Source organism: Mangrovimonas sp. TPBH4 (assembly GCF_001280505.1).
GTDB lineage: Bacteria > Bacteroidota > Bacteroidia > Flavobacteriales > Flavobacteriaceae > Mangrovimonas_A.
Genome location: NZ_LBIO01000049.1, coordinates 202,301 through 222,856, shown reverse-complemented (window position 1 = coordinate 222,856; position 20,556 = coordinate 202,301). Strand labels below are relative to the sequence as shown.

General features: G+C 40.3%; 14 protein-coding genes. 9 read left to right on the top strand and 5 right to left on the bottom strand.

The genetic code is table 11. The features are described 5' to 3' along the window. Positions 1–49 precede the first annotated feature (49 nt). The 4 genes from katG to ZA05_RS09990 form a co-directional block, all read right to left on the bottom strand. Positions 50–2,221: a catalase/peroxidase HPI gene (katG, locus tag ZA05_RS10005; protein WP_053991550.1), complete on the bottom strand. Its 2,172-nt coding sequence runs from the start codon at positions 2,219–2,221 to the stop codon at positions 50–52. A gap of 142 nt (positions 2,222–2,363) precedes the next feature. Continuing rightward, the gene (locus ZA05_RS10000; protein WP_053991549.1) at positions 2,364–4,238 is read right to left on the bottom strand and encodes a DUF3604 domain-containing protein; all 1,875 of its coding nucleotides are present in this window, start codon (positions 4,236–4,238) and stop codon (positions 2,364–2,366) included. A 295-nt stretch (positions 4,239–4,533) separates the two neighbouring features. Then, on the bottom strand, positions 4,534–4,965 hold the full coding sequence (locus tag ZA05_RS09995) for a PH domain-containing protein (protein WP_053991548.1): 432 nt from the start codon (positions 4,963–4,965) through the stop codon (positions 4,534–4,536). 122 nt (positions 4,966–5,087) lie between these two features. Next, on the bottom strand, positions 5,088–5,471 hold the full coding sequence (locus ZA05_RS09990) for a VOC family protein (protein WP_053991547.1): 384 nt from the start codon (positions 5,469–5,471) through the stop codon (positions 5,088–5,090). A gap of 645 nt (positions 5,472–6,116) precedes the next feature. On the opposite strand from ZA05_RS09990, the gene pflB reads away from it, so the two are divergent. From pflB to ZA05_RS09955, 6 genes are all read left to right on the top strand, one after another. Beyond that, on the top strand, positions 6,117–8,372 hold the full coding sequence (gene pflB, locus ZA05_RS09980) for a formate C-acetyltransferase (protein WP_053991545.1): 2,256 nt from the start codon (positions 6,117–6,119) through the stop codon (positions 8,370–8,372). Between the two features lie 114 nt (positions 8,373–8,486). After that, the gene (gene pflA / locus ZA05_RS09975; RefSeq protein WP_053991544.1) at positions 8,487–9,236 is read left to right on the top strand and encodes a pyruvate formate-lyase-activating protein; all 750 of its coding nucleotides are present in this window, start codon (positions 8,487–8,489) and stop codon (positions 9,234–9,236) included. Between the two features lie 42 nt (positions 9,237–9,278). Beyond that, complete coding sequence (locus ZA05_RS09970; RefSeq protein WP_053991543.1) at positions 9,279–10,061, top strand: formate/nitrite transporter family protein; 783 nt, start codon at positions 9,279–9,281, stop codon at positions 10,059–10,061. Between the two features lie 189 nt (positions 10,062–10,250). Then, the gene (locus tag ZA05_RS09965; protein ID WP_053991542.1) at positions 10,251–11,537 is read left to right on the top strand and encodes a DUF5690 family protein; all 1,287 of its coding nucleotides are present in this window, start codon (positions 10,251–10,253) and stop codon (positions 11,535–11,537) included. Between the two features lie 3 nt (positions 11,538–11,540). Next, positions 11,541–12,695 carry a TIGR03364 family FAD-dependent oxidoreductase gene (locus ZA05_RS09960; protein ID WP_053991541.1) on the top strand — a complete coding sequence of 385 codons (1,155 nt, stop codon included), beginning with the start codon at positions 11,541–11,543 and terminating at the stop codon, positions 12,693–12,695. 2 nt (positions 12,696–12,697) lie between these two features. Further along, positions 12,698–13,378: a phosphonatase-like hydrolase gene (locus ZA05_RS09955; RefSeq protein WP_053991540.1), complete on the top strand. Its 681-nt coding sequence runs from the start codon at positions 12,698–12,700 to the stop codon at positions 13,376–13,378. A gap of 23 nt (positions 13,379–13,401) precedes the next feature. Here ZA05_RS09955 and ZA05_RS09950 read toward each other — a convergent pair whose 3' ends face one another. Further along, on the bottom strand, positions 13,402–13,968 hold the full coding sequence (locus ZA05_RS09950; RefSeq protein ID WP_082333737.1) for an XRE family transcriptional regulator: 567 nt from the start codon (positions 13,966–13,968) through the stop codon (positions 13,402–13,404). 195 nt (positions 13,969–14,163) lie between these two features. Here ZA05_RS09950 and ZA05_RS09945 point away from each other — a divergent pair, with 195 nt between their 5' ends. From ZA05_RS09945 to ZA05_RS09935, 3 genes are read left to right on the top strand one after another with little or no spacing between them, the layout of a single operon-like run. Next, complete coding sequence (locus ZA05_RS09945) at positions 14,164–17,319, top strand: SusC/RagA family TonB-linked outer membrane protein (RefSeq protein WP_053991538.1); 3,156 nt, start codon at positions 14,164–14,166, stop codon at positions 17,317–17,319. Positions 17,320–17,331: 12 nt separating this feature from the next. Then, positions 17,332–18,912, top strand: a complete 1,581-nt coding sequence (locus ZA05_RS09940; protein WP_053991537.1) for a SusD/RagB family nutrient-binding outer membrane lipoprotein — start codon at positions 17,332–17,334, stop codon at positions 18,910–18,912. 38 nt (positions 18,913–18,950) lie between these two features. After that, on the top strand, positions 18,951–20,555 hold the full coding sequence (locus ZA05_RS09935) for an alkaline phosphatase family protein (RefSeq protein WP_197276077.1): 1,605 nt from the start codon (positions 18,951–18,953) through the stop codon (positions 20,553–20,555). Position 20,556 lies beyond the last annotated feature (1 nt).

The window sequence follows — 20,556 nt, the reverse complement described above, 5'->3', positions numbered from 1 at the left end:
TTTCTGAAGAAAGCGGCTTTTATATTTAATTGTTGATTTTGTTATTGGTTTATAGATCAAAACGATCGGCATTCATAACTTTTACCCAGGCATTCACAAAGTCTTTTACAAACTTTTCTTTGCTATCATCCTGAGCATACACTTCGGCATAGGCTCTTAAAATGGAATTGGAACCAAATACCAAGTCGATTCTCGTTGCTGTCCATTTGGTCACTCCAGATTTGCGATCACATATGTCGTAAACATTATTGCCAATAGGCTTCCATGTGTAGGCCATATCGGTTAGGTTTACAAAGAAATCGTTGGTCAGAGCACCTACATTATCGGTGAATACCCCATGTTTGGTGCCTCCGTAGTTGGTTCCCATAACACGCATACCACCTAATAATACGGTCATTTCAGGTGCGGTTAGTCCCATCAGTTGGGCTCGGTCCAACAACATTTCTTCTGAACTGACCACATAGTCCTTTTTCTGCCAGTTTCTAAATCCGTCAGCTAAAGGTTCGAGTGGCTCAAAGGAATCCACATCGGTCATCTCCTGCGAGGCATCCCCGCGGCCTGGAGCAAACGGTATTGTGATGTCCATACCGGCATTTTTAATCGCTTTTTCAACCCCAACATTACCTGCCAATACAATGGTATCGGCAATGCTAATTCCAAATTCAGTCGCAATTGGTTCCAATATCGATAAAACCTTGGCCAATCTTTCAGGTTCGTTTCCTTGCCAATCCTTTTGAGGAGCTAAACGAATACGTGCTCCATTGGCACCACCTCTAAAATCAGACCCTCTATAGGTTCTTGCACTGTCCCAAGCGGTTGAAACCATTTCAGGAATGCTCAATCCCGAAGCGGCAATTTTAGCTTTTACAGCAGCTACATCATAATCGGTTTTTCCTTTTGGAACAGGATCCTGCCAAATTAAATCCTCGGAAGGGACGTCTGGTCCAAACCAACGATCTTTTGGTCCCATGTCACGGTGTGTCAACTTGAACCAAGCTCTGGCAAAAGCATCGGAAAAGCCTTCAAAATCGTCTTTAAATTTTAACGAAATTTCTCTGTAGATAGGATCCATTTTCATGGACATGTCGGCATCAGTCATCATTGGGTTATGTCTGGTGGTCATGTCTTCTACATCCACAGGCATATCTTCTTCTTTGATACTTACCGGTTCCCATTGCCAAGCACCGGCAGGACTTTTGCGCAGTTCCCATTCGTGGTTAAACAGCATTTCAAAGAAACCATTGTCCCATTTTGTAGGGTAGGTCGTCCAAGCGCCTTCCAATCCACTGGTTACAGAATCTTTTCCTACGCCAGTTCGTGTTGGGTTGGCCCATCCAAAACCTTGGGCTTCAACAGGAGCTGTTTCTGGATCTGGTCCCAAAATACTGGCATCTCCATTCCCGTGGGTTTTCCCAACGGTATGTCCACCTGCTGTAAGCGCTACGGTTTCCTCATCATTCATGGCCATACGCTTGAAGGTTTCACGTACTTGAGCTCCTGTTTTTATAGGGTCGGGCTTACCGTTAACACCTTCAGGGTTCACGTAGATCAATCCCATTTGTACAGCTGCCAATGGATTTTCCATGGTTTCTGGTTGACCAACATCACCATAACGTTCGTCACTAGGTGCCAGCCATTCCTTTTCTGCCCCCCAATAGGTGTCTTTCTCGGGGGCCCAAATATCTTCGCGACCAAATGCAAACCCATAGGTTTTTAATCCCATGCTTTCATAAGCGATGGTTCCTGCCAAAATGATTAGATCGGCCCAGCTTACTTTGTTGCCATATTTTTTCTTGATAGGCCAAAGCAAACGTCTCGCCTTATCCAAGCTTACATTGTCGGGCCAAGAATTAAGCGGTGCGAAACGCTGATTTCCGGTTCCTCCACCGCCTCTACCATCGGCTATTCTGTAAGATCCCGCGGCATGCCATGCCATACGGATCATCAAGCCTCCATAGTGCCCCCAGTCGGCAGGCCACCAATCTTGGGAATCGGTCATTAAATCGGTTACATCTTTCTTTAGAGCTTCTACATCGAGTGATTTTAAAGCTTCCTGATAATTAAAATCTTCTCCAAGTGGATTCACCTTTGTGTCATGCTGACTTAGAATGTCTAAGTTTAATGAGTTAGGCCACCATTCCATAACTGAATCTTTCACTCCGGTGTTGGCGCCGTGTACAAACGGGCATTTACCACCTGATGAATTTGAATTTTCTTTCATATTATTGAATTTAGAATGTTATAATTTTATGATATTTTGTAACATCCTTAAAGTTAATGAATTTACTTCGGAAATTTAGGCTTGATCATTTCATTTAATTATTTGGTAATAACAAAAATCTATCTCCCATTAAGTCATTCCATTATTTTGGGGAATACCAAATTGGACTGCTCCAAGCGCGTTCCTGAATGCTTGCAGGAAGGTCTTTTCGTGGGGCGATCCCTAATGTTTTGGCATCATAGGTGCTCCATCTGGGCGTTGGAATTTCCAATACCCGTACATAATAAAAAGCGTATTGCTGAGCATTAAAATCGGGGTCCGTCCAAACGGTTTTCAATTCCGTGGCCCCAATGTCGTTGGTATAGGAAGCATTTTTGATATCTACTGTATTGCCAACTGCTGCCACCTTACCATTGGCATCAACTTTTCGATCACCCGACATAGCAACATTGTAGATTTTTTCATGGGTTTTACCACTGGCGTCAACCCAACCTTTGATAATCTGAATTCGGTCTAGGTTAGCTCCATTGACTTCTTTTACTGCCTGTATGACAAAAGATGGCGCTTTTCCAGTTGAGGGCTCTAATTCGCTTCCCATTGGGATCCCGCTTCCATAGGCGGTTTGGAGCCAATTATTTTGGCCTAATAGGTCTTCAGCATAATTGTAGCCTCCAAAAAACCTCACTTTCATACGTGGCCCTGAAGTTCCAAAAGTCTCTTTTCTTTTCAGGGCTTCAAAAATGGAAGCTCTGGTATTCGATTCGGCCCAGACACCTGCCAATCCGCCTGAGCTAAATTCGCGTATTTGCTGGTTGCTGGCTTCCTTATTTCCTGGAATCCCTTCAAGGCGGTGTTCCGGATTGTTTTCCATACCAAACTTTCCTGTATAATTATCTTCTTCGACACTAGATGCCGAGTTATGGGTGTCGGAATCTCCAATAACACCATATTTGAAAGGATTTCCGGCGCCTTCACTGTCCAGTTTCAATCCATCTTTGTAGGCTTCTCTTAGGTAGCTCCCTTTTCTGTTTTTTGGACGCTCCGTAATGGCAGAAAGGGTGTAGTCCCATAGTTCGAAATTGGCAAATTCATCATTGGGGCTCAGGTCTGGGTGCGCTTCAGAGGTCCCCTTGATCTGCGTAATTTCGTATAATGGCTCATTTCTCATTCGGCTTTCACTGTAGGCCTTGGTAATGGCATTGTCTTCGGAATCTACCAGCTCAAACATCATACCGTCACTGGCATTGCCATTATGGGGTACGGCCAATAGGGTCGCGCCATTTTTTCTTGCATTTTCCATGTAGGTCCAAAGGTCTTCAGGTTTTGGGGAGTCGAATACAGAGTAGGGCAGGTTTGGGATGTTGGTGTTATTGCCAAAAAGGACCACCCTGTGCAGATTCCGGTTGTTTGGTGCAGAGGTCCATTCAAAGGCTGAAAATGTTGTGAACTTTCCCGGGTCATTGTGCTTGTCGCCAATAGTAATGATTTCTTTCCATAGGGACTTGGCTAATGTGGGATCGTTCAATTCGTCTTGGGGAACTCCCTTATTCATGCCATCCAGCACCTCTGCGAAAGCTGCGAAAGCTACCGATGCATCATCGGAGGTTACCTTTTCTGCGATTGGGAGTTTACTGAATGGGCTTTCTGGGTCTTCCATTTTTTTAAAGACCCCCATGTATTCGGCGTGATCGGAAACAGCGTACCAGTCCAAAGGTACTTTTATCTGTAAATCCCCACCGCCGCCACCGCCGGGAATGGCTTCGCCTTTAGCCCAACGATAGGCATCGTCCGGACTGGTTACAGACCCATTGGTGTATCCATCGAAGGACCAGCTTGTATGAACGTGGAGGTTACCAAAATAGGCGTCCTTGTTGGGATTTATTTTTATCTCCGAAACTTCCGAAGCCATGACTGTAGTTTCCTTAGGGGTGTCCATACTTTCCTTTTTCTCATTTTGCTTGCAGTTGTAAAGTGCTATAAAAAACAGCAGACCGAGAACTAATGACATTTTTTTCATAGTAATAGATTTAAAATTGTTAAGAGGAGGTCAAGGAAAATGAGATGGGTGAATGTGCCTGATAAAGTTAATGAAAAAACTGTAATTCTCTGTTTTTTAATTCTTTACGTTGTTTGTTCGGTGTGCGGTGCAGTAGCTATGCCAATTGGGCCCTGCTTGGGCGTATAATACAACTCGGGACCCAAGTTTATTAGACTTGTTCTAACTGGGGAATGAAGTAACTATGGAAGGTTTACAAAAGTATGTTTGAGAGCTGTATCGAAGATGTTATGTGGATTTTGTTAATGGCAATTGCTTAGGGTTCCACAATATTGGTTTTAATATTTGGATTTATTTCGGTTAAATCCTTTACAAAATTCATTTGGTCTTTTGGTGAAATAATGACTTCCTCAAACTGACCATATTTTATTTCTATGCGATCAAAAGAGGGGGCAGGTGAGGATAGTTTACTAGTAGTCTTGGAGATTTCCTTGATGTTTCTGATATCAATTGGTTGATATGAAAACATTCCGAATTTTATATCGAGTTGTTTATTGCGAATAATATATTTCGTTTTAAGAAAAGGGTGAACAATAAAGGCAAAGACCAGGGATAACAATCCGACGACGACAAGGGTTTTTCCATTTATTGGATTCTCAATCAGGTTGGGAATCAATGGTCCATAGAAGATCAAGAAAATGAACAACAGTAATCCATAGGATACCTTTGAAGGGTATTTTTTAGTCATTGGCTTTAATGGTTTCGTACTATATGTCTATAGGTTAAATATGATGAAATTTAATCCCATGATACTAATATAGTAAAAAGGAAAGTTTTTTCCTACTGAAAAATTTCAGTGCAAATAGATGGTTATTGGTTTTTAATTCGCCAAGGCGGGTTCAGTCTGTTTTCTCCAGCATAAAATAATATGAGTTGGTTGCCGTCTACATCTTTTAATTTGGCTTCCCTCCAAAGCCAAGTTTGATCTGTTGGTTCTTGGTCAAATGTAATTCCTTTATGTTTCAAAGCTTTTACTCGTTTGTCCAGATCCTTGCATTCAAAATATACATAAATACCTTCTCCTTTTGGGAGTGAATCGGTTTGGTGAATTGAGAAGGTTGAATTTCCGTTGGGACATTCAAATCTGGCATAATGTGGTAAGGATTTTACGATCAGTTTCAAGCCTAATTTTTCATAAAATGGAATTGATTGGCTTATATCTAATGAAGGAACAGTAATTTGGTTTAAATCCATCGTCTTAATGCTTTTAAAGAAATTAAACAAACTCAGACAGGAATACAGTTTGGTAATGATGTTGAGTTCGCAGAATTGATAAACAAACAAAACTAAGTAGTGTCCAGTATTTTGTATTTATTTATATGTTTCATTTTGCATGTTTTTCAAATCTAACTTGGTAACACATAGATTAGCAATAGTTGTAACAAACACCATGACCTTTATTTCCAAAAGATTGGTTCTCTCAAATTTAAAAATTATTCCTACAAGAGGTGTGGTTTCATGTTGGATTTCACGGATTTGTCAAAATTGGAGGGTTAAGCAATTGAAAATTAGAGGTGTGAAATTCGATTGAAATACAAAAAATGTTGCCGATTGCAACACGATAGGTGTAAATTATGAGAGAATCTGACAGAAAAACTCTTAAATTTTCTTAAATGAAAAAGCGCATTTTTTCAAAAAAATTAATCAGAGCTTGAACGGATTGACAAAGTTGAGGCAAGAACCGATTTTTTGTGCAGGAATGGTATTTTTTAGGGGGTAAAATTGCATTCTTGTGAATTATTCAAAAACTGCTTTTTATCATATTTTAAGCTTCCCTATGTCCCGAAATTTGCCTCATAACAAACCAGTTAAGGCAAAAACAACATAAATAGATATAATATGAACGTAGCAGAGTTAAAAAAAGAAGACCAAGGAACTAAACAATTCCAAAATGGAGCTTGGACCAAGGCAATTAACGTACGTGATTTCGTAATTAAAAATCTTACACCTTATTATGGTACCAGCGAATTTTTGGTGGGACCAAGCGAGCGCACCCAAAAACTTTGGGAAGTTTGTAAGGAAGCTACTAAAATTGAAAGACAAAAAAATGGGTTGCACTCCGTAGATGTGGATACCATTTCTGGTATTGCAAACTTTGGAGCGGGATATATAGACAAAGACAATGAAGTAATCGTTGGATTGCAAACAGATGCCCTATTGAAACGTGCCATGAAGCCTTTTGGTGGCTATAAAGTGGTGCAAAAAGCCTTGGAAGAGCATGGCTTAAAACCTGCAAATCAAATTGACGAATTGTTTTCTAAGTATGTAAAAACCCATAACGATGGTGTTTTTGATGCCTATAACGATGAAATTAGAAAATACAGATCTTTAGGGCTTTTAACAGGATTGCCAGACAACTATGCCCGCGGTCGAATTATCGGGGATTACCGTAGAGTGGCCTTATATGGAATTGATGCTTTAATTGCAGCTAAAAAAGAGGATTTGGCCAAGATTGGAGGGCCAATGACCGATGCGGTAATTCGTTTGAGAGAAGAAGTTTCTGAGCAAATCAAGGCTTTAAAGGATATGATCGCCATGGGGCAGGCCTATGGTTTGGATTTAAGTCGTCCTGCTGAAAATGCAAGGGAAGCGGTGCAATGGACGTATATGGCTTACTTGGCTGCTGTAAAAGAGCAGGATGGAGCTGCCATGTCTTTGGGGAACGTTTCTACTTTCTTGGATATTTATATTGAAAGAGATTTGAATGCAGGGCTTATTACTGAAACCGAAGCGCAGGAGTATATCGACCAGTTCGTAATGAAATTGCGTATGGTACGTCACTTAAGAATGTCGGCTTACGATGAAATCTTTGCGGGAGATCCAACTTGGGTAACTGAAGCCATTGGAGGAATGTTGCAGGACGGACGTACTAAAGTAACCAAAACAGCTTTCCGTTTCTTACATACCCTATACAACTTAGGCCCATCGCCAGAACCTAATATTACTGTGTTATGGTCGCCAGCATTGCCAGAGAACTTTAGAAAATTCTGTGCTAAGGTGGCTATCGATACCTCTTCAATTCAATTTGAAAATGACGACTTAATGCGTGATTTACGTGGGTCTGACGATTACGGTATCGCTTGTTGTGTGTCTTACCAGGAATTAGGAAAACAAATCCAATTCTTTGGTGCACGTACCAACTTGGCAAAAACTTTATTGTTGGCCTTAAATGGTGGTCGTTGTGAGGAAACCGGAACCTTAATGGTGGATGGCATCGAGCAAGATACAGATGAGTATTTGAACATTGATAAAGTCATGGCAAACTTTAAAGTAGCCATGAAAGAAGTAGCACGTGTGTACAATGATTCTATGAACATTATCCACTACATGCACGACAAATACTATTATGAAAAAGCGCAAATGGCCTTAATTGATACCAATCCAGATATCAATATCGCTTATGGTATTGCAGGGCTTTCAATTGTAGCAGATTCATTATCGGCTATTAAATATGCCAAAGTAAAACCAATTAGAAACGAAGAAGGTTTGACCGTTGATTTCGAAATTGAAGGGGAGTTCCCTAAATATGGAAACGACGATGATAGAGTGGATGTGTTTGCTCACGATGCGGTGCAAGATTTCAACGATGAATTGAAACAGTTGAAAGTGTACAAAAATGCAGAATCCACAATGTCTGTATTGACCATTACTTCTAATGTGGTGTACGGTAAGAAAACGGGAGCAACCCCCGATGGTAGAGCAAAAGGTGTAGCATTTGCACCAGGGGCCAACCCAATGCACGGACGTGATACCAATGGAGCCATTGCATCCTTGAATTCCGTAGCGAAAATAGATTATAAAGATTCACAGGACGGTGTGTCCAATACCTTCTCTATCGTTCCTAAATCTCTTGGAGCAACTGAAGAGGAGCGTATCAACAACTTGGCAGCAACCTTAACGGGATATTTTGCCAACGGAGCGCAGCACTTAAATGTGAATGTATTAGATAAAGATACGTTGCTAGACGCAATGGAGCATCCAGAAAATCACCCACAATTAACCATACGTGTTTCTGGATACGCGGTAAACTTTATTAGATTGACAAGAGAGCAACAGATGGAAGTCATTTCCCGTTCTTTCCACCAATCTATGTAACAATAACTCTGCTGGTTAAGTTCTGAGGTGTTCAAAAAATGGTACGAACATTCTAAAAGGTGTGATACATTTTTTGGATGCCTCTTTTTTTTTAATTCTTAAATCCTATCAATTATGAAAACTCCAGATGCTACCTTAAGCGTACATTCTATAGAGTCTTTTGGAACTCATGATGGACCAGGAATACGATTGGTAATATTCTTGCAGGGTTGTAAACTAAAATGCCAGTATTGCCACAATCCAGATACCATAGATACCCAAGGCGGTTCTGAATACCAGATTGAAGATTTAGTGCAACGGGCCATTCGTATGAAACCTTATTTTGGGGATCTGGGCGGTGTGACCGTTTCTGGTGGCGAACCACTGTTACAGGCCAAAGCTTTAATTCCGTTTTTTAAACGCTTAAAAGAAGAGGGGATCCATACCAATGTGGATACCAATGGGCGATTATTGAATCACCCTACCATGGAACTTCTGGATGATTATGCCGATTTGGTAATGCTCGATATCAAGCACATGACCGAAGAAGGCTTTCGAACCTTGGCGGGAGCAAAAAACAAGGAAACCACTTTTAACTTTGCGAAACACCGAGAGCAATCAGGCAAAGCTATGTGGTTGCGCTATGTATTGATTCCTGGAATTACCAATACTCCTGAATTACTTCACGCTTTGGGAGACTATTTTAAAGCGTATAAAACCATCGAGAAAATAGAACTGCAGCCTTACCATAAATTGGGAATCCACAAATGGGAAGCTTTAGGTTGGGTGTATGAGCTTAAAGATGCCAGAGAGAATACCCAAGAAGAGATTGACGCAGCTGTAGCTATTCTGAAGGACTACTTTAAAGAAGTTAAAGTGAACTAAACTAAAACGAACTGATTAACTAACCATTATTGAATATGTTTTATGAATTCACCTAAAGAAGGGATAAAAATCATAAATGAAATAGCCTTGAACAAAGAAGGCTATACGGTAAGCAAAACATTGATTCTGGCATTTTTGGCGGGAGCCTATGTGGCTTTTGGAGGACTATTGTCAATTATTGTTTCTGGAGGTTCTCCCGGAATAGCAGCTAGCAATCCTGGATTGGCGAGGTTCCTGTTTGGGGCGGCATTCCCAATTGGCCTCATTTTAGTGGTTATTGTAGGCGCCGAACTTTTTACGGGTAACAATGCCTATTTTATTCCGAATATTTTAACTAAACGCCAACGGGTTTATGCCATGTTGAAGAATTGGGGCTTGGTCTACATTGGTAATTTTGTTGGGGCACTTTTTTTAGCGTATGTTATTACCCATGTAACGCATTTGGTAAGCAACGGTCCATATATAGATATGGTTCATAAAATTGCAGAGGGTAAAACCAGCCACTCTTTTTTGGTCACCTTTATTAAAGGCATAGGGGCGAATTGGTTGGTGTGTCTGGCCATTTGGCAAGGGATTGCGGCCAAACATACCATAGGGAAAATCGTGGCCATCTGGATTCCTGTTATGGCCTTTGTCACTATGGGCTTTGAGCACAGTATTGCCAATATGTATTTCATTCCATTGGCTATTTTTGAAGGTGCCGATATTACTTGGAGCACTTTTTTTACGTCCAATTTAATTCCGGCCACCTTGGGTAATATTGTTGGCGGTGCTTTATTTGTAGGGACGCCTTACGGATATCTTTTCGGAAAAGCGGAAGATTGAAAAGTATAGAAATAGTGTTGTTGTAACTTTTGGAAAGCTCCTTGAATCTCAAGATTTAGGGAGCTTTTTTATTGGGACTTCTTCGGTTTCTTAAATTTTACGTAACAATCATATAACCTTTAAAAGTTTACTAATAGTAAATATTTAGATACTATTGCTGAGTAATATTTACTAATAGTAATTTTTGTTGTGAGGTTATCCAAAACAGATTTTCGGTTTTTATTAAATGGTTCCTTTGCTTCGTTCGGGGCCTATTTTTGTATGTATGCGTTTAGGAAGCCTTTTACAGTGGCTACTTTTGAGGGCCTTTCGTTGTGGGGTGTGGATTATAAAATTATTTTGATCATCGCTCAGGTGTTGGGGTATATGATTGCTAAGTTTTTGGGGATCAAATTAATCTCTGAACTCAAAACCGATAAGCGTATTTTATATCTGTTGGGGATGATCTTGTTTGCCGAAGCCTCTTTGCTTTGTTTTGGATTGGTAGCAGCGCCTTATAATTTCATTTTTATGTTTTTAAACGGCCTCTCCTTGGGGATGGTTTGGGGTGTTGTCTTTTCATATTTGGAAGGTCGAAAGTTGTCTGAACTGCTTGGCGTTATTCTGTGTTCCAGTTTTATTGTGTCCAGTGGGGCGGTGAAGTCTATTGGGTTGTTGGTGATGGATCATCTTCAAGTGTCTCAATTTTGGATGCCGGCCATAACCGGGGCAATTTTTGTGGTGCCGTTTAGCTTGTTTGCTGTGTTGTTGAATGGGTTGCCAAGTCCAATTCAGGAAGATAAAGAGTTGAGGTCGGAGCGCTTTATCATGACGTCCGATGACCGAAAAAGGGTATTCAGGACGTTTTTACTGCCTATCATTCTATTGGTGCTGTTTTATGTGTTTCTAACAGCTTTTAGGGATTTTAGAGACAATTTTTCAAGGGAAATTTGGGATGCCTTAGGGTTTGAAAACAATACTTCGGTGTATACCATCACTGAAATTCCCATTGCCATATTGGTATTGGTAATTATGGGAAGGATAGGTGTCATGAAACATAATTTTACGGCATTTGTGTCCTATCATTATGCATTGATTTTTGGGGCCATTTCCATTGGGCTTGCCACCTTTTTATTTCAAATGAACTTGCTTTCTCCTGTCTTTTGGATGGTGGCCGTTGGGTTTGGACTTTACATATGTTATGTGCCCTTTAACTGCATTTTCTTTGATAGGATGATTGCTACCTTTCGCATTAAGGGAAATGCGGGCTTTTTAATTTATATCGCTGATGCCTTTGGGTATTTGGGAAGTATGAGCGTTTTGCTGTATAAGAATTTTGGACAGAGCTCCATTTCTTGGCTCAGCTTTTTTATTAAAGGGACCTATTTCATAGCTGTTTTGGGAGGTGTCATTTCTATTGCTTCCCTGGTGTACTTCAGAAAAAAATATAAAAGAAACGAAAGTAGTTCTCAAGCAGAATTACAAGCTGTACTATAAATCATGAATACAAAATACGATGTAATTATTGTTGGCGGTGGTGTGTTGGGGACATTCCATGCTTACCATGCAAAACGAAAAGGATTGAAGGTTGCCATACTGGAAAAAGATCAATTTCCACAAGGGGCAACGGTTAGAAATTTTGGCCAGGTGGTGCCCTCTGGAATGAATACAAAATGGCAAAACTTTGGAAGGGAAAGTCTAGAGATTTACAAGGATATCCAATCGAAGTTTGATATTTCCATACGCCAAAACGGTTCGGTATATCTGGCATCAAATGATGAAGAGGTAGCTTTAATTGAAGAGCTGTCGGAAATTAATAAAGCCAATCAATACAGCTCAAAACTTTTGACAAAGGGGCAATGCTTGACCAATTACAGTGGACTTAGAAGCGATTATGTGCAAGCAGGATTGTTCTTTCCGGAAGAAGTTACCGTAGAGCCATTAACAATGATCAATAGACTTCATGCCTTTTTGAAATCTGAGGGCATGGACATTTTCTTTAAGTCGAAGGTTGTTACCTGTGAAGAAGTCAATGGGGAAGTTAAGTTGAGGACGTCTACAAATGAAATTTTTACTGCTTCCAAAGTGATTATTTGTAACGGGAGCGATTTTCAAACCTTATATCCTAAAATGTTTGCTGAAAGTGATTTGGTAGTATCTAAATTGCAAATGATGTCAACCAAGCCGCAAGCCAATTACACATTGAAAGGTTCGGTGTTAACAGGGCTTTCCATTAGGCGTTATGAAGGCTTTGAGGAATGTAAATCTTATAAAGAAATAAAGGCCAAAGAGGATAAAGATGCTTTAGAAAAGAAATGGGGCGTTCATGTTTTGTTCAAGCAGGCTATGGATGGATCGGTGATTATTGGGGATTCCCATGAATATGCCGATGCTGCCAATATGGATGATCTTGGGTTTGATTTGAACATGGATATAGACAACTTCATTATCCAGGAAGCAAAGAAAATTATAGACCTGCCAAATTATGAAATTCAGCACCGTTGGTTTGGGATGTACTCCCAATGCAAAACCTCAGATATCTATCAAAATACCATTGGAGAAAACATTCATGTTGTTACAGGTATTGGTGGTAAGGGAATGACAGGTAGTGCTGGGTTTTCAAAACATAATATTAATACAATTTTTAATTTTTAAATATGCAGAATATAGAATTGGTCATTTTTGATATGGCTGGAACTGTGGTAGATGAGGGTAATGTGGTGTACAAAACATTGCAGCAAGTTATCAACAATGAAGGGTTTGATGTGACTTTGGATTTTGTTTTAGAATTTGGAGCCGGGAAAGAGAAGCATCAAGCTATTAAAGATATTTTGGAAGAAATCGGGATAGAGGATTTTGAGGTGAAGTCTAATGGAATCTTTGAGAAATTCAAAGTGTTGTTGGCGGAAGCCTATAAAGCTTTAGAAGTGGCAAGTTATGATGGTGTGGAGGAATTAATCCAGGATTTAAAACATGCCAATGTAAAGGTGGTCTTGAATACAGGGTATGATAAGGCAACAGCTCAGTTGTTGTTGGGTAAAATGAAATGGGATTTGGGGGTGCATTACGATACCTTGGTTACGGCCGATGATGTGGAAAATGGTAGGCCAAACCCAGATATGATTTTTGAAGCCATGAAGCAAACCAATATCACTGAACCTTCAAAAGTATTGAAAGCTGGAGATTCCATTATCGATATTGAAGAGGGCAAAAATGCAGATTGTGGTTTAACGGTTGGAGTGACCACTGGAGCGCATACGGCAAAACAATTGGCATCGGCCAATCCTGATTTTGTGCTGGAATCTTTATCGGAACTAAGAGGAATTCTTCTAAAATAGTAATCGATGTTGGTTATTTGCTATTATACAAAAAAGTAAATAACCAACATTTTTGATGTTTCAGCTCCTCTGTTGATGGGTACGTGCGGAATTCTTCCGTCAAAAAATAAAGAATCCCCTTCTTTAAGCAACACTTCTTCTTCACCTATTATATAGGAACACTCTCCAGAGAGAATATATTTAAACTCAAAAGCATCTGTAGTTACTTTTTCCCGTTTTGAATTGGGAGCTACTTCCAGGAGAACGGTTTCAAAACCTAAAGAGGAAATCTGTTTACTGAAAATATGTTTATAGGTGAAGCCAACAGCCTCATCTTCTTTTTCAATAACCGTATTGTCTTCCTTTCTGGAAATTATAAAATTAGAATTGCTCGTTTGGGGGATGCCCTTGAAAAATTCGGCAACTTCCACGTTGAGAGCATTGATGATATTCAATAAAACGGGCAGGGAAGGGATGGTTCTTCCGTTTTCAATTCTGGAAATAAGTCCGTTGCTCACCTCTGCCAGTTGCGCTATGTCGCTAATATTCTGTTTGTTGGATTTCCTTACTTCTTTAATATGCTTCCCAATACCAACTAAATAATCTGTCATTTCGTTCTTTTTGGTTAAAAATACATTTTTATTTAATAGAATAGGGTTCTTATCTTTTTTACTATTTGTAAAATTTAGCCCTTAACAATTGTTTAACAAAATTAAGGTTTTATAAATGTTTTCTTCATTTTGAAAAGAGGTTAAGTTTACTTGGCAGTTTAATATTTGTAAACAAATAAATTCAAACTATCTAAAATGAACAAAACACAGCTAGTATTAATCTTTACGCTTTTTATGAGTGTATTAGGTTTTGCACAAACATCATTTAATGGTGTGGTGCAGGACGAAAATCAAATGCCATTGCCCGGAGCTACCGTGCAGGTTAAAGGAACTAATATAGGAAGTTCTACCAATTTTGATGGGGAATTTTCTATTGTATTGCCAGAGGGACACAAGGTGATGGTGATTTCCTATATGGGGTACAAAAAAATGGAGGTAAATGTTGAGGATACAACTGAAACCATTTTTGTGTTAGAGCCGGATGCGGCTATGTTGGATGAAGTTGTAGTAACAGCTTTAGGGATTGAAAGAGAGAAAAAATCTTTGGGATATGCCTCTCAGGAAGTAGATTCCGAAGAGCTCACCCAATCAAAAGAACCTAACTTTTTAAACAGCATGTCTGGTAAGGTTGCCGGTATGACCGTTACCAACGGGTCTTCTGGCATTGGTGGTTCTGCCAATATTACCATTAGAGGGAATGCCTCTTTAAATATGAATGCCAACTCGCCATTGTTCGTTATAGATGGTACACCAATTAGTAACCAAATAGTGGGATCTACGGGTTCTGGTACTCAGGATGTGGATTACGGTAATGGGGCTGCCGAGATCAACCCAGATAACATCGAATCTATCAATGTCTTAAAAGGACCTGCGGCAGCTGCTTTGTATGGATCTAGAGCAGCCAATGGGGCTATCATTATTACGACCAAAAAAGGAAAAAGAGGAAAGCTACAGGTAAATGTAAACAGTGCGGTAAGTATTGATAACATTTTTACGTTGCCAGATTTTCAAAATGAATATGGGCAAGGTAATAACATGATGTTTGAGTTTGTTGATGGAAGTGGTGGCGGAATCGCCGATGGTGTAGATGAAAGCTGGGGGCCAAGATTGGATTCTGGTTTAATGATAGCTCAGTTTGATTCTCCGAGAGAGGATGGGACTCGCGGAGGTGACTTGAATAGTTCTGCAGCTATCATTCCTACGGCATGGGTGTCCCAGCCTGACAATGTGAAGGATTTCTTCGAAACAGGATATACCTACACCAACAGCTTGTCTGTGTCAAAATCAGGTGAGATGGGAAGCGTACGTTTTTCTTATCAAAACTTCGATCAAACAGGGGTTGTGCCTAACACCGATTTAAAAAGACATACAGTGAACATGGCAGCCTCTATCAACTTGACAGATCAAGTTACATTGAATTCCAATGTAAACTATGTGAAAAGTGACAGTGGTAACCGTCCTTCTTTAAGTTATGGTACAGAAAACGTAATGTATTTATGGACATGGTACGGACGTCAGATCAATACTGCCAGTTTAAGAGATTATTGGATGGATGGATTGGAAGGAATCCAACAATTCAATTACAACTATAATTACCATGACAACCCATATTTCAATGTATACGAAAACACCAATGCTCAAGACAAGGACAGAGTATATGGTAACATCAATTTGAACTACCAAATCACCGATGAGTTGAGCTTAATGGTACGTACAGGTAGAGATTTTTACCGTGATCTTCGTATGAAGAAAAGAGCGTTCAGTACACAGCGTTTCCCATTGGGGTATTACAGAGAGGACAATGTGTTTTTTGAAGAAATCAACTCCGATTTCTTGTTGAGCTACAACAAAACTTTTAATGATAAATGGGATTTCAGCCTTTCTGCAGGTGGAAACCAAATGAAACAAAAGCAGGATTACCAACAAACTGTAGCCGATCAATTGATCAACCCTGGGGTGTATTCATTCAATAATGCAAGATCGCCTTTGGCCGTTACGGTTTCTGATTATGAGAAGCGAATCAACAGTTTGTATGGGTTTGCACGTTTTGCATACGATGACAAGTTGTTCTTGGATATTACTGGTAGAAATGACTGGTCAAGTACGCTACCAACAAGCAACAATTCTTATTTCTACCCGTCGGCTACTTTAAGTGCGATTCTTAGCGAAATGGTAACCATGCCTAAGTTTGTAACTTTTGCAAAAGTACGTGCCGCTTATGCTGAGGTTGGTAACGATACCAATCCATATAAATTGAGCAGTTACTTCAATAATGAATCTGCTTTTGGATCATATCCTGTGTTAACGGAATCTTCTGCACTTCCAAATGCCAACTTAAAGCCGGAGTTGACTTCCTCTTATGAATTTGGTGCCGATTTGCGTTTCTTCGGTGGTAGATTGAATCTTGATGCCACTTACTACAGCAGTACGACCAAAAACCAGATTATTGGAATTGATACCGATATCGCTAGTGGATATACAAGCAAGCTGATTAATGCTGGTGAGGTGAAAAATTATGGTATCGAGGCTATGTTGAACATCAAGCCAGTAGTGACGGATGATTTCACTTGGAATGCCATGTTCAATTTTGCGAAAAACAAAAGTGAGGTTACCGATTTGGGTGGTGTAAACTACACCTTGACCAGCAGAAACGGTGCTTATATCCAAGCGCGTGAAGGAGGTTCTGTAAGTGCTATTTATGGTATCGGATTCCAAAGAGTTGAAGATAAAAACAGCCCTTATTACGGAGAAATCATTTACGGTTCAGATGGATTGCCATTAAAAACGGGTGATTTGGAATACCAAGGGGATTATGCTCCAGACTTTACGTTGGGTATCCAAAACTCTTTCAAATACAAAAACTTCGATTTTGGATTCTTGTTTGACATTAGAGAAGGTGGTATTGTAGTGTCTAGAACAAAAACCATTGCAAGTACTGCAGGTCAGTTGAAAGAAACCTTGGTGGGTAGAGAAACTGGTATTGTAGGTGATGGTGTGGTAGAAGTGTCTCCTGGAGTATACGAGCCAAATACTGTTAACGTAAACGCGAGAACTTGGAACTACAGCTACTATGACCGTAGTAACGTAGAGGCTGCAAAATATGATGCGTCTTACACGAAGTTAAGAGAGGTAACTTTGGGCTACAGCTTGCCAAACTCTTTCACTGATAGAATCTTCGCAGAAAACGTACGCTTCTCATTAACTGGTCGCAATTTGGTGTTGTGGACAGATAACCCACACTTTGATCCAGAAACTGTTGCGGTTTCAGGAGGAACTTTACAGCCTGGTATTGAGAACATGTCTTTGCCAAGTACCAGAACATTCACATTCAACATAAATATCGATTTTTAAAAATTGTCACTCATGAAATTAAATTTATATAAAACCAAAAAACTAGTGCTGTTAGGAGGCGTGTTGGCTACAACACTGTCTTGCACAAAAGATTTTGAAGAAGTAAACACCAATCCAAATTATCCAGGATCGGCTTCACCGGAATACTTGATTCCTGGGATTATGCGCGAATTGGGGTATAACTGGGGAGGTAAGGCTTGGGAAGAAGGTTTTACAACCGTACAGTACGCCGCTCGTTTACAGTTTACGGATCAGGACCGCTACATCTGGAATGCAACTTCCAATCCTTACAACTTTGTATACGACAGTATGAGGGATGTGATGAACGTGATCAATGTGTCTCAGGATAATGAAAACATGCAAGGGTATTATGGTGTTGGTTTGGTGTTGAAATCCTTCATCTATTCCTATGCCACAGATGCTTATGGAGATGTACCTTACGCCAATGCCATCATGGGGCTTAGAGACAATAACATCACGCCTGATTTTTCTTATCAAAGTGAAATCTATGACGGCATGCTAAACGACTTGTTACTCGCCAATGAAGCTTTGGCCAACGCTACAAATATTTCCGGGGATATTATCTATGGTGGAAACGTTGGAATGTGGCGGAAGTTTGCCAACTCCTTGCGTTTACGTTTGTTAATGCGCATTAGTGATGTGGATCAAGCAAGAGCACAGCAGGAAATGCAGCAGATTGTTTCTAACCCTTCCCAATATCCTATTTTCGGAGGGAATGAAGACATGGCGGTTATCCAATGGAATACCGATAACCCACAGCCAAAATACACCACGCGTTCAGGAAGTTTTGATGAGGTGCGCTTAAGTGAAACTTTGGAAACTCGTTTAAAAGCATTTAACGATACCCGTTTAAAAGTGTTTGCTCAGCCAACCTCGGCTTCTGGTGCAGGGATTTACTCTGATAACTGGGATGATTATGTAGGGATGCCAAATGGATTGGACGACGAGGCAGCCTTGTCTTATAGCCCATCAGGAAACCCTGAAGAGTCTGGTTCTAACTATATTTCAAGAATGGGAATCCTATTGGCATGTAGAGCTTGTAATACAGAAATGGCTTCCGCAACTGCTGCTCAAACTATTTTGATGAGCTATTCTGAATTGGCTTTCATTTTAGCAGAAGCTAAAGAAAGAGGCTTGATTTCTGCGGGTGATACTGCACAAAACTACTACGAAAATGGAATTGTGGCATCTTTCGAATATTATACGGAGAGAGTGGCAGAGTGGACCGAAATTGCAAACGCGATGGCCAACACAGATCTTGACGCTTACCTAGGGCAGACTGGTGTTCTTTATACAGGATCTACAGAAGAGAAATTGGAGTTGATCGCTTTACAAAAGTGGTTTGGGTTGTTCTACACCGGTATTGAAGGTTGGTCGGACTGGAGACGTACAGCGATGCCAGAAGTAGTTCCTGGTCCTAGTGCTACCAATGGAGGTAAAGTTCCGGTGCGCTTTATGTATCCAAATGATGTGAAATCTACCAATAATGCCAATTATCAAAACGCAGTGAACCACATGGGAGGCGATGATATCAATGTGCGTCTTTGGTGGGATGTAGTAGATAATAATTAGGTTTTAAGAATAGCATGAAGTTTACTAAAATTTTAAGCATGACCATAGGGATTTGTTCCCTGTGGTCTTGTGTTTCAGAAAAGACACAGGAGTTTGTTCCTGTAAAGCATGTAGTGGTAATTGGTTTTGATGGCTTAAGCCCAGATGGGATTGAAAAAGCACAAACCCCAAATTTTGATAAAATTATAAGCGAAGGAGCGTCTTCAATGCAGGCAAGATCGGTGCTGCCTTCCAGTTCCAGTACCAATTGGGCATCTATGATAATGGCGGCCGGTCCGGAGCAACACGGTATAACATCCAACAATTGGGAAAAGAACAATTTTGTAATGCCTACGGTTGTTAAAAGTGAAGACTTCCTTTTTCCAACCATATTTCATGACATTGACAAGCAAATACCTAATGCCGAAATCGGTGCCATTTACGATTGGGGAGGTTTCGGGCGTTTGTTTGAAAAAGATGCCGTTGACTTTGACGTCAATCCTAAAGGTGAAGATGAGACCGCTAAGGCGGCAATACAATATATTTCAGAACAACAGCCCACATTTACTTTTGTTCATTTTGACCACGTAGACCATGCTGGGCATGAATATGGACATGGTGCCACAGAGTATTACAAATCTGTAGAGAAAGCAGATGCCTTGTTGGGAGAGGTTATGGAGGCTATCAAATCGTCTCCAATGGCAGACGATACAATAGTTATAATTAGTTCGGACCATGGTGGTTTGGGGAATGGCCATGGAGGAGAAACGCTGCAGGAAATGGAAATCCCATTTATCGTTTGGGGAAAATCTGTTAAAAAGGGTGTAACCCTTGAATACCCTGTGTACCAATATGACAATGCAGCTACGGTGGCCTTTGCTCTGGGCGTAAAATTGCCAATGGCTTGTATTGGGCGTCCTGTAAAAAATGCCTTTGTTGGTTTTGATGAGGTAGATGCCTATCCTATTGCAAAGCGATTTGTAGCACCAGTTATTTTCCCAAATTTCGACACTTATAAAAGAGCAGGGGGTATGTTCAAGGATGAAGCAGAAGTTGTCATCAATGGAAGCGGAGAAATGCGTTACACATTGGATGGCAGCATGCCAAATGCATCTTCAGAGCTTTACAAAGAACCTTTTAAAGTTACTGAAAATACCGTGGTGAAAAGTGCGGTTTTTAATGAAGGTGCCGTGGCCAGTACAGTAACCGAAGCATTTTTTAGAATCATTCCTGCCAATGCCAAGCCTACGGTTTCCTATGACATATTTTATATGAATGACTTGACGAGCATTCCATTCTTAGGGAATCAAAAAGCCAATGAAACTGGGCTTTGTTTTGAAATTACTTCGGATGAAATAGAGGCTAAAATCAAGGAAAACACCGTAGTAAGGTTCTCTACTCAAATGGTTGTTGAAAAGGAAGATGAATACAGTTTTTATACAAGATCTGATGACGGAAGTTATTTAAAGGTGAACAATGAAATGGTGGTTGATAATGATGGCGACCATGGTGTCAAAGAAAAAGGCGGAAAAATAACCCTGAAACCTGGAGTATATCCTTTAGAGGTGGTTTGGTTTAACGGCGGTGGCGGAAGTTGGTTGGATGTGTCCTATCAAACCAAAACCATGACCAAACAAATCATTCCTGCTACAATTTTAAAATAAA

Excerpts from the sequence above, each read along its gene's own strand:
- ZA05_RS09945 (WP_053991538.1), top strand. The coding sequence starts at position 14,164 with ATGAACAAAACACAGCTAGTATTAATCTTTACGCTTTTTATGAGTGTA.
- ZA05_RS09990 (WP_053991547.1), bottom strand. The coding sequence starts at position 5,471 with ATGGATTTAAACCAAATTACTGTTCCTTCATTAGATATAAGCCAATCA.
- ZA05_RS09935 (WP_197276077.1), top strand. The coding sequence starts at position 18,951 with ATGACCATAGGGATTTGTTCCCTGTGGTCTTGTGTTTCAGAAAAGACA.
- ZA05_RS09995 (WP_053991548.1), bottom strand. The coding sequence starts at position 4,965 with ATGACTAAAAAATACCCTTCAAAGGTATCCTATGGATTACTGTTGTTC.
- pflA (WP_053991544.1), top strand. The coding sequence starts at position 8,487 with ATGAAAACTCCAGATGCTACCTTAAGCGTACATTCTATAGAGTCTTTT.
- katG (WP_053991550.1), bottom strand. The coding sequence starts at position 2,221 with ATGAAAGAAAATTCAAATTCATCAGGTGGTAAATGCCCGTTTGTACAC.
- ZA05_RS09955 (WP_053991540.1), top strand. The coding sequence starts at position 12,698 with ATGCAGAATATAGAATTGGTCATTTTTGATATGGCTGGAACTGTGGTA.
- ZA05_RS09960 (WP_053991541.1), top strand. The coding sequence starts at position 11,541 with ATGAATACAAAATACGATGTAATTATTGTTGGCGGTGGTGTGTTGGGG.
- ZA05_RS09950 (WP_082333737.1), bottom strand. The coding sequence starts at position 13,968 with ATGACAGATTATTTAGTTGGTATTGGGAAGCATATTAAAGAAGTAAGG.
- ZA05_RS09970 (WP_053991543.1), top strand. The coding sequence starts at position 9,279 with ATGAATTCACCTAAAGAAGGGATAAAAATCATAAATGAAATAGCCTTG.
- pflB (WP_053991545.1), top strand. The coding sequence starts at position 6,117 with ATGAACGTAGCAGAGTTAAAAAAAGAAGACCAAGGAACTAAACAATTC.
- ZA05_RS10000 (WP_053991549.1), bottom strand. The coding sequence starts at position 4,238 with ATGAAAAAAATGTCATTAGTTCTCGGTCTGCTGTTTTTTATAGCACTT.
- ZA05_RS09940 (WP_053991537.1), top strand. The coding sequence starts at position 17,332 with ATGAAATTAAATTTATATAAAACCAAAAAACTAGTGCTGTTAGGAGGC.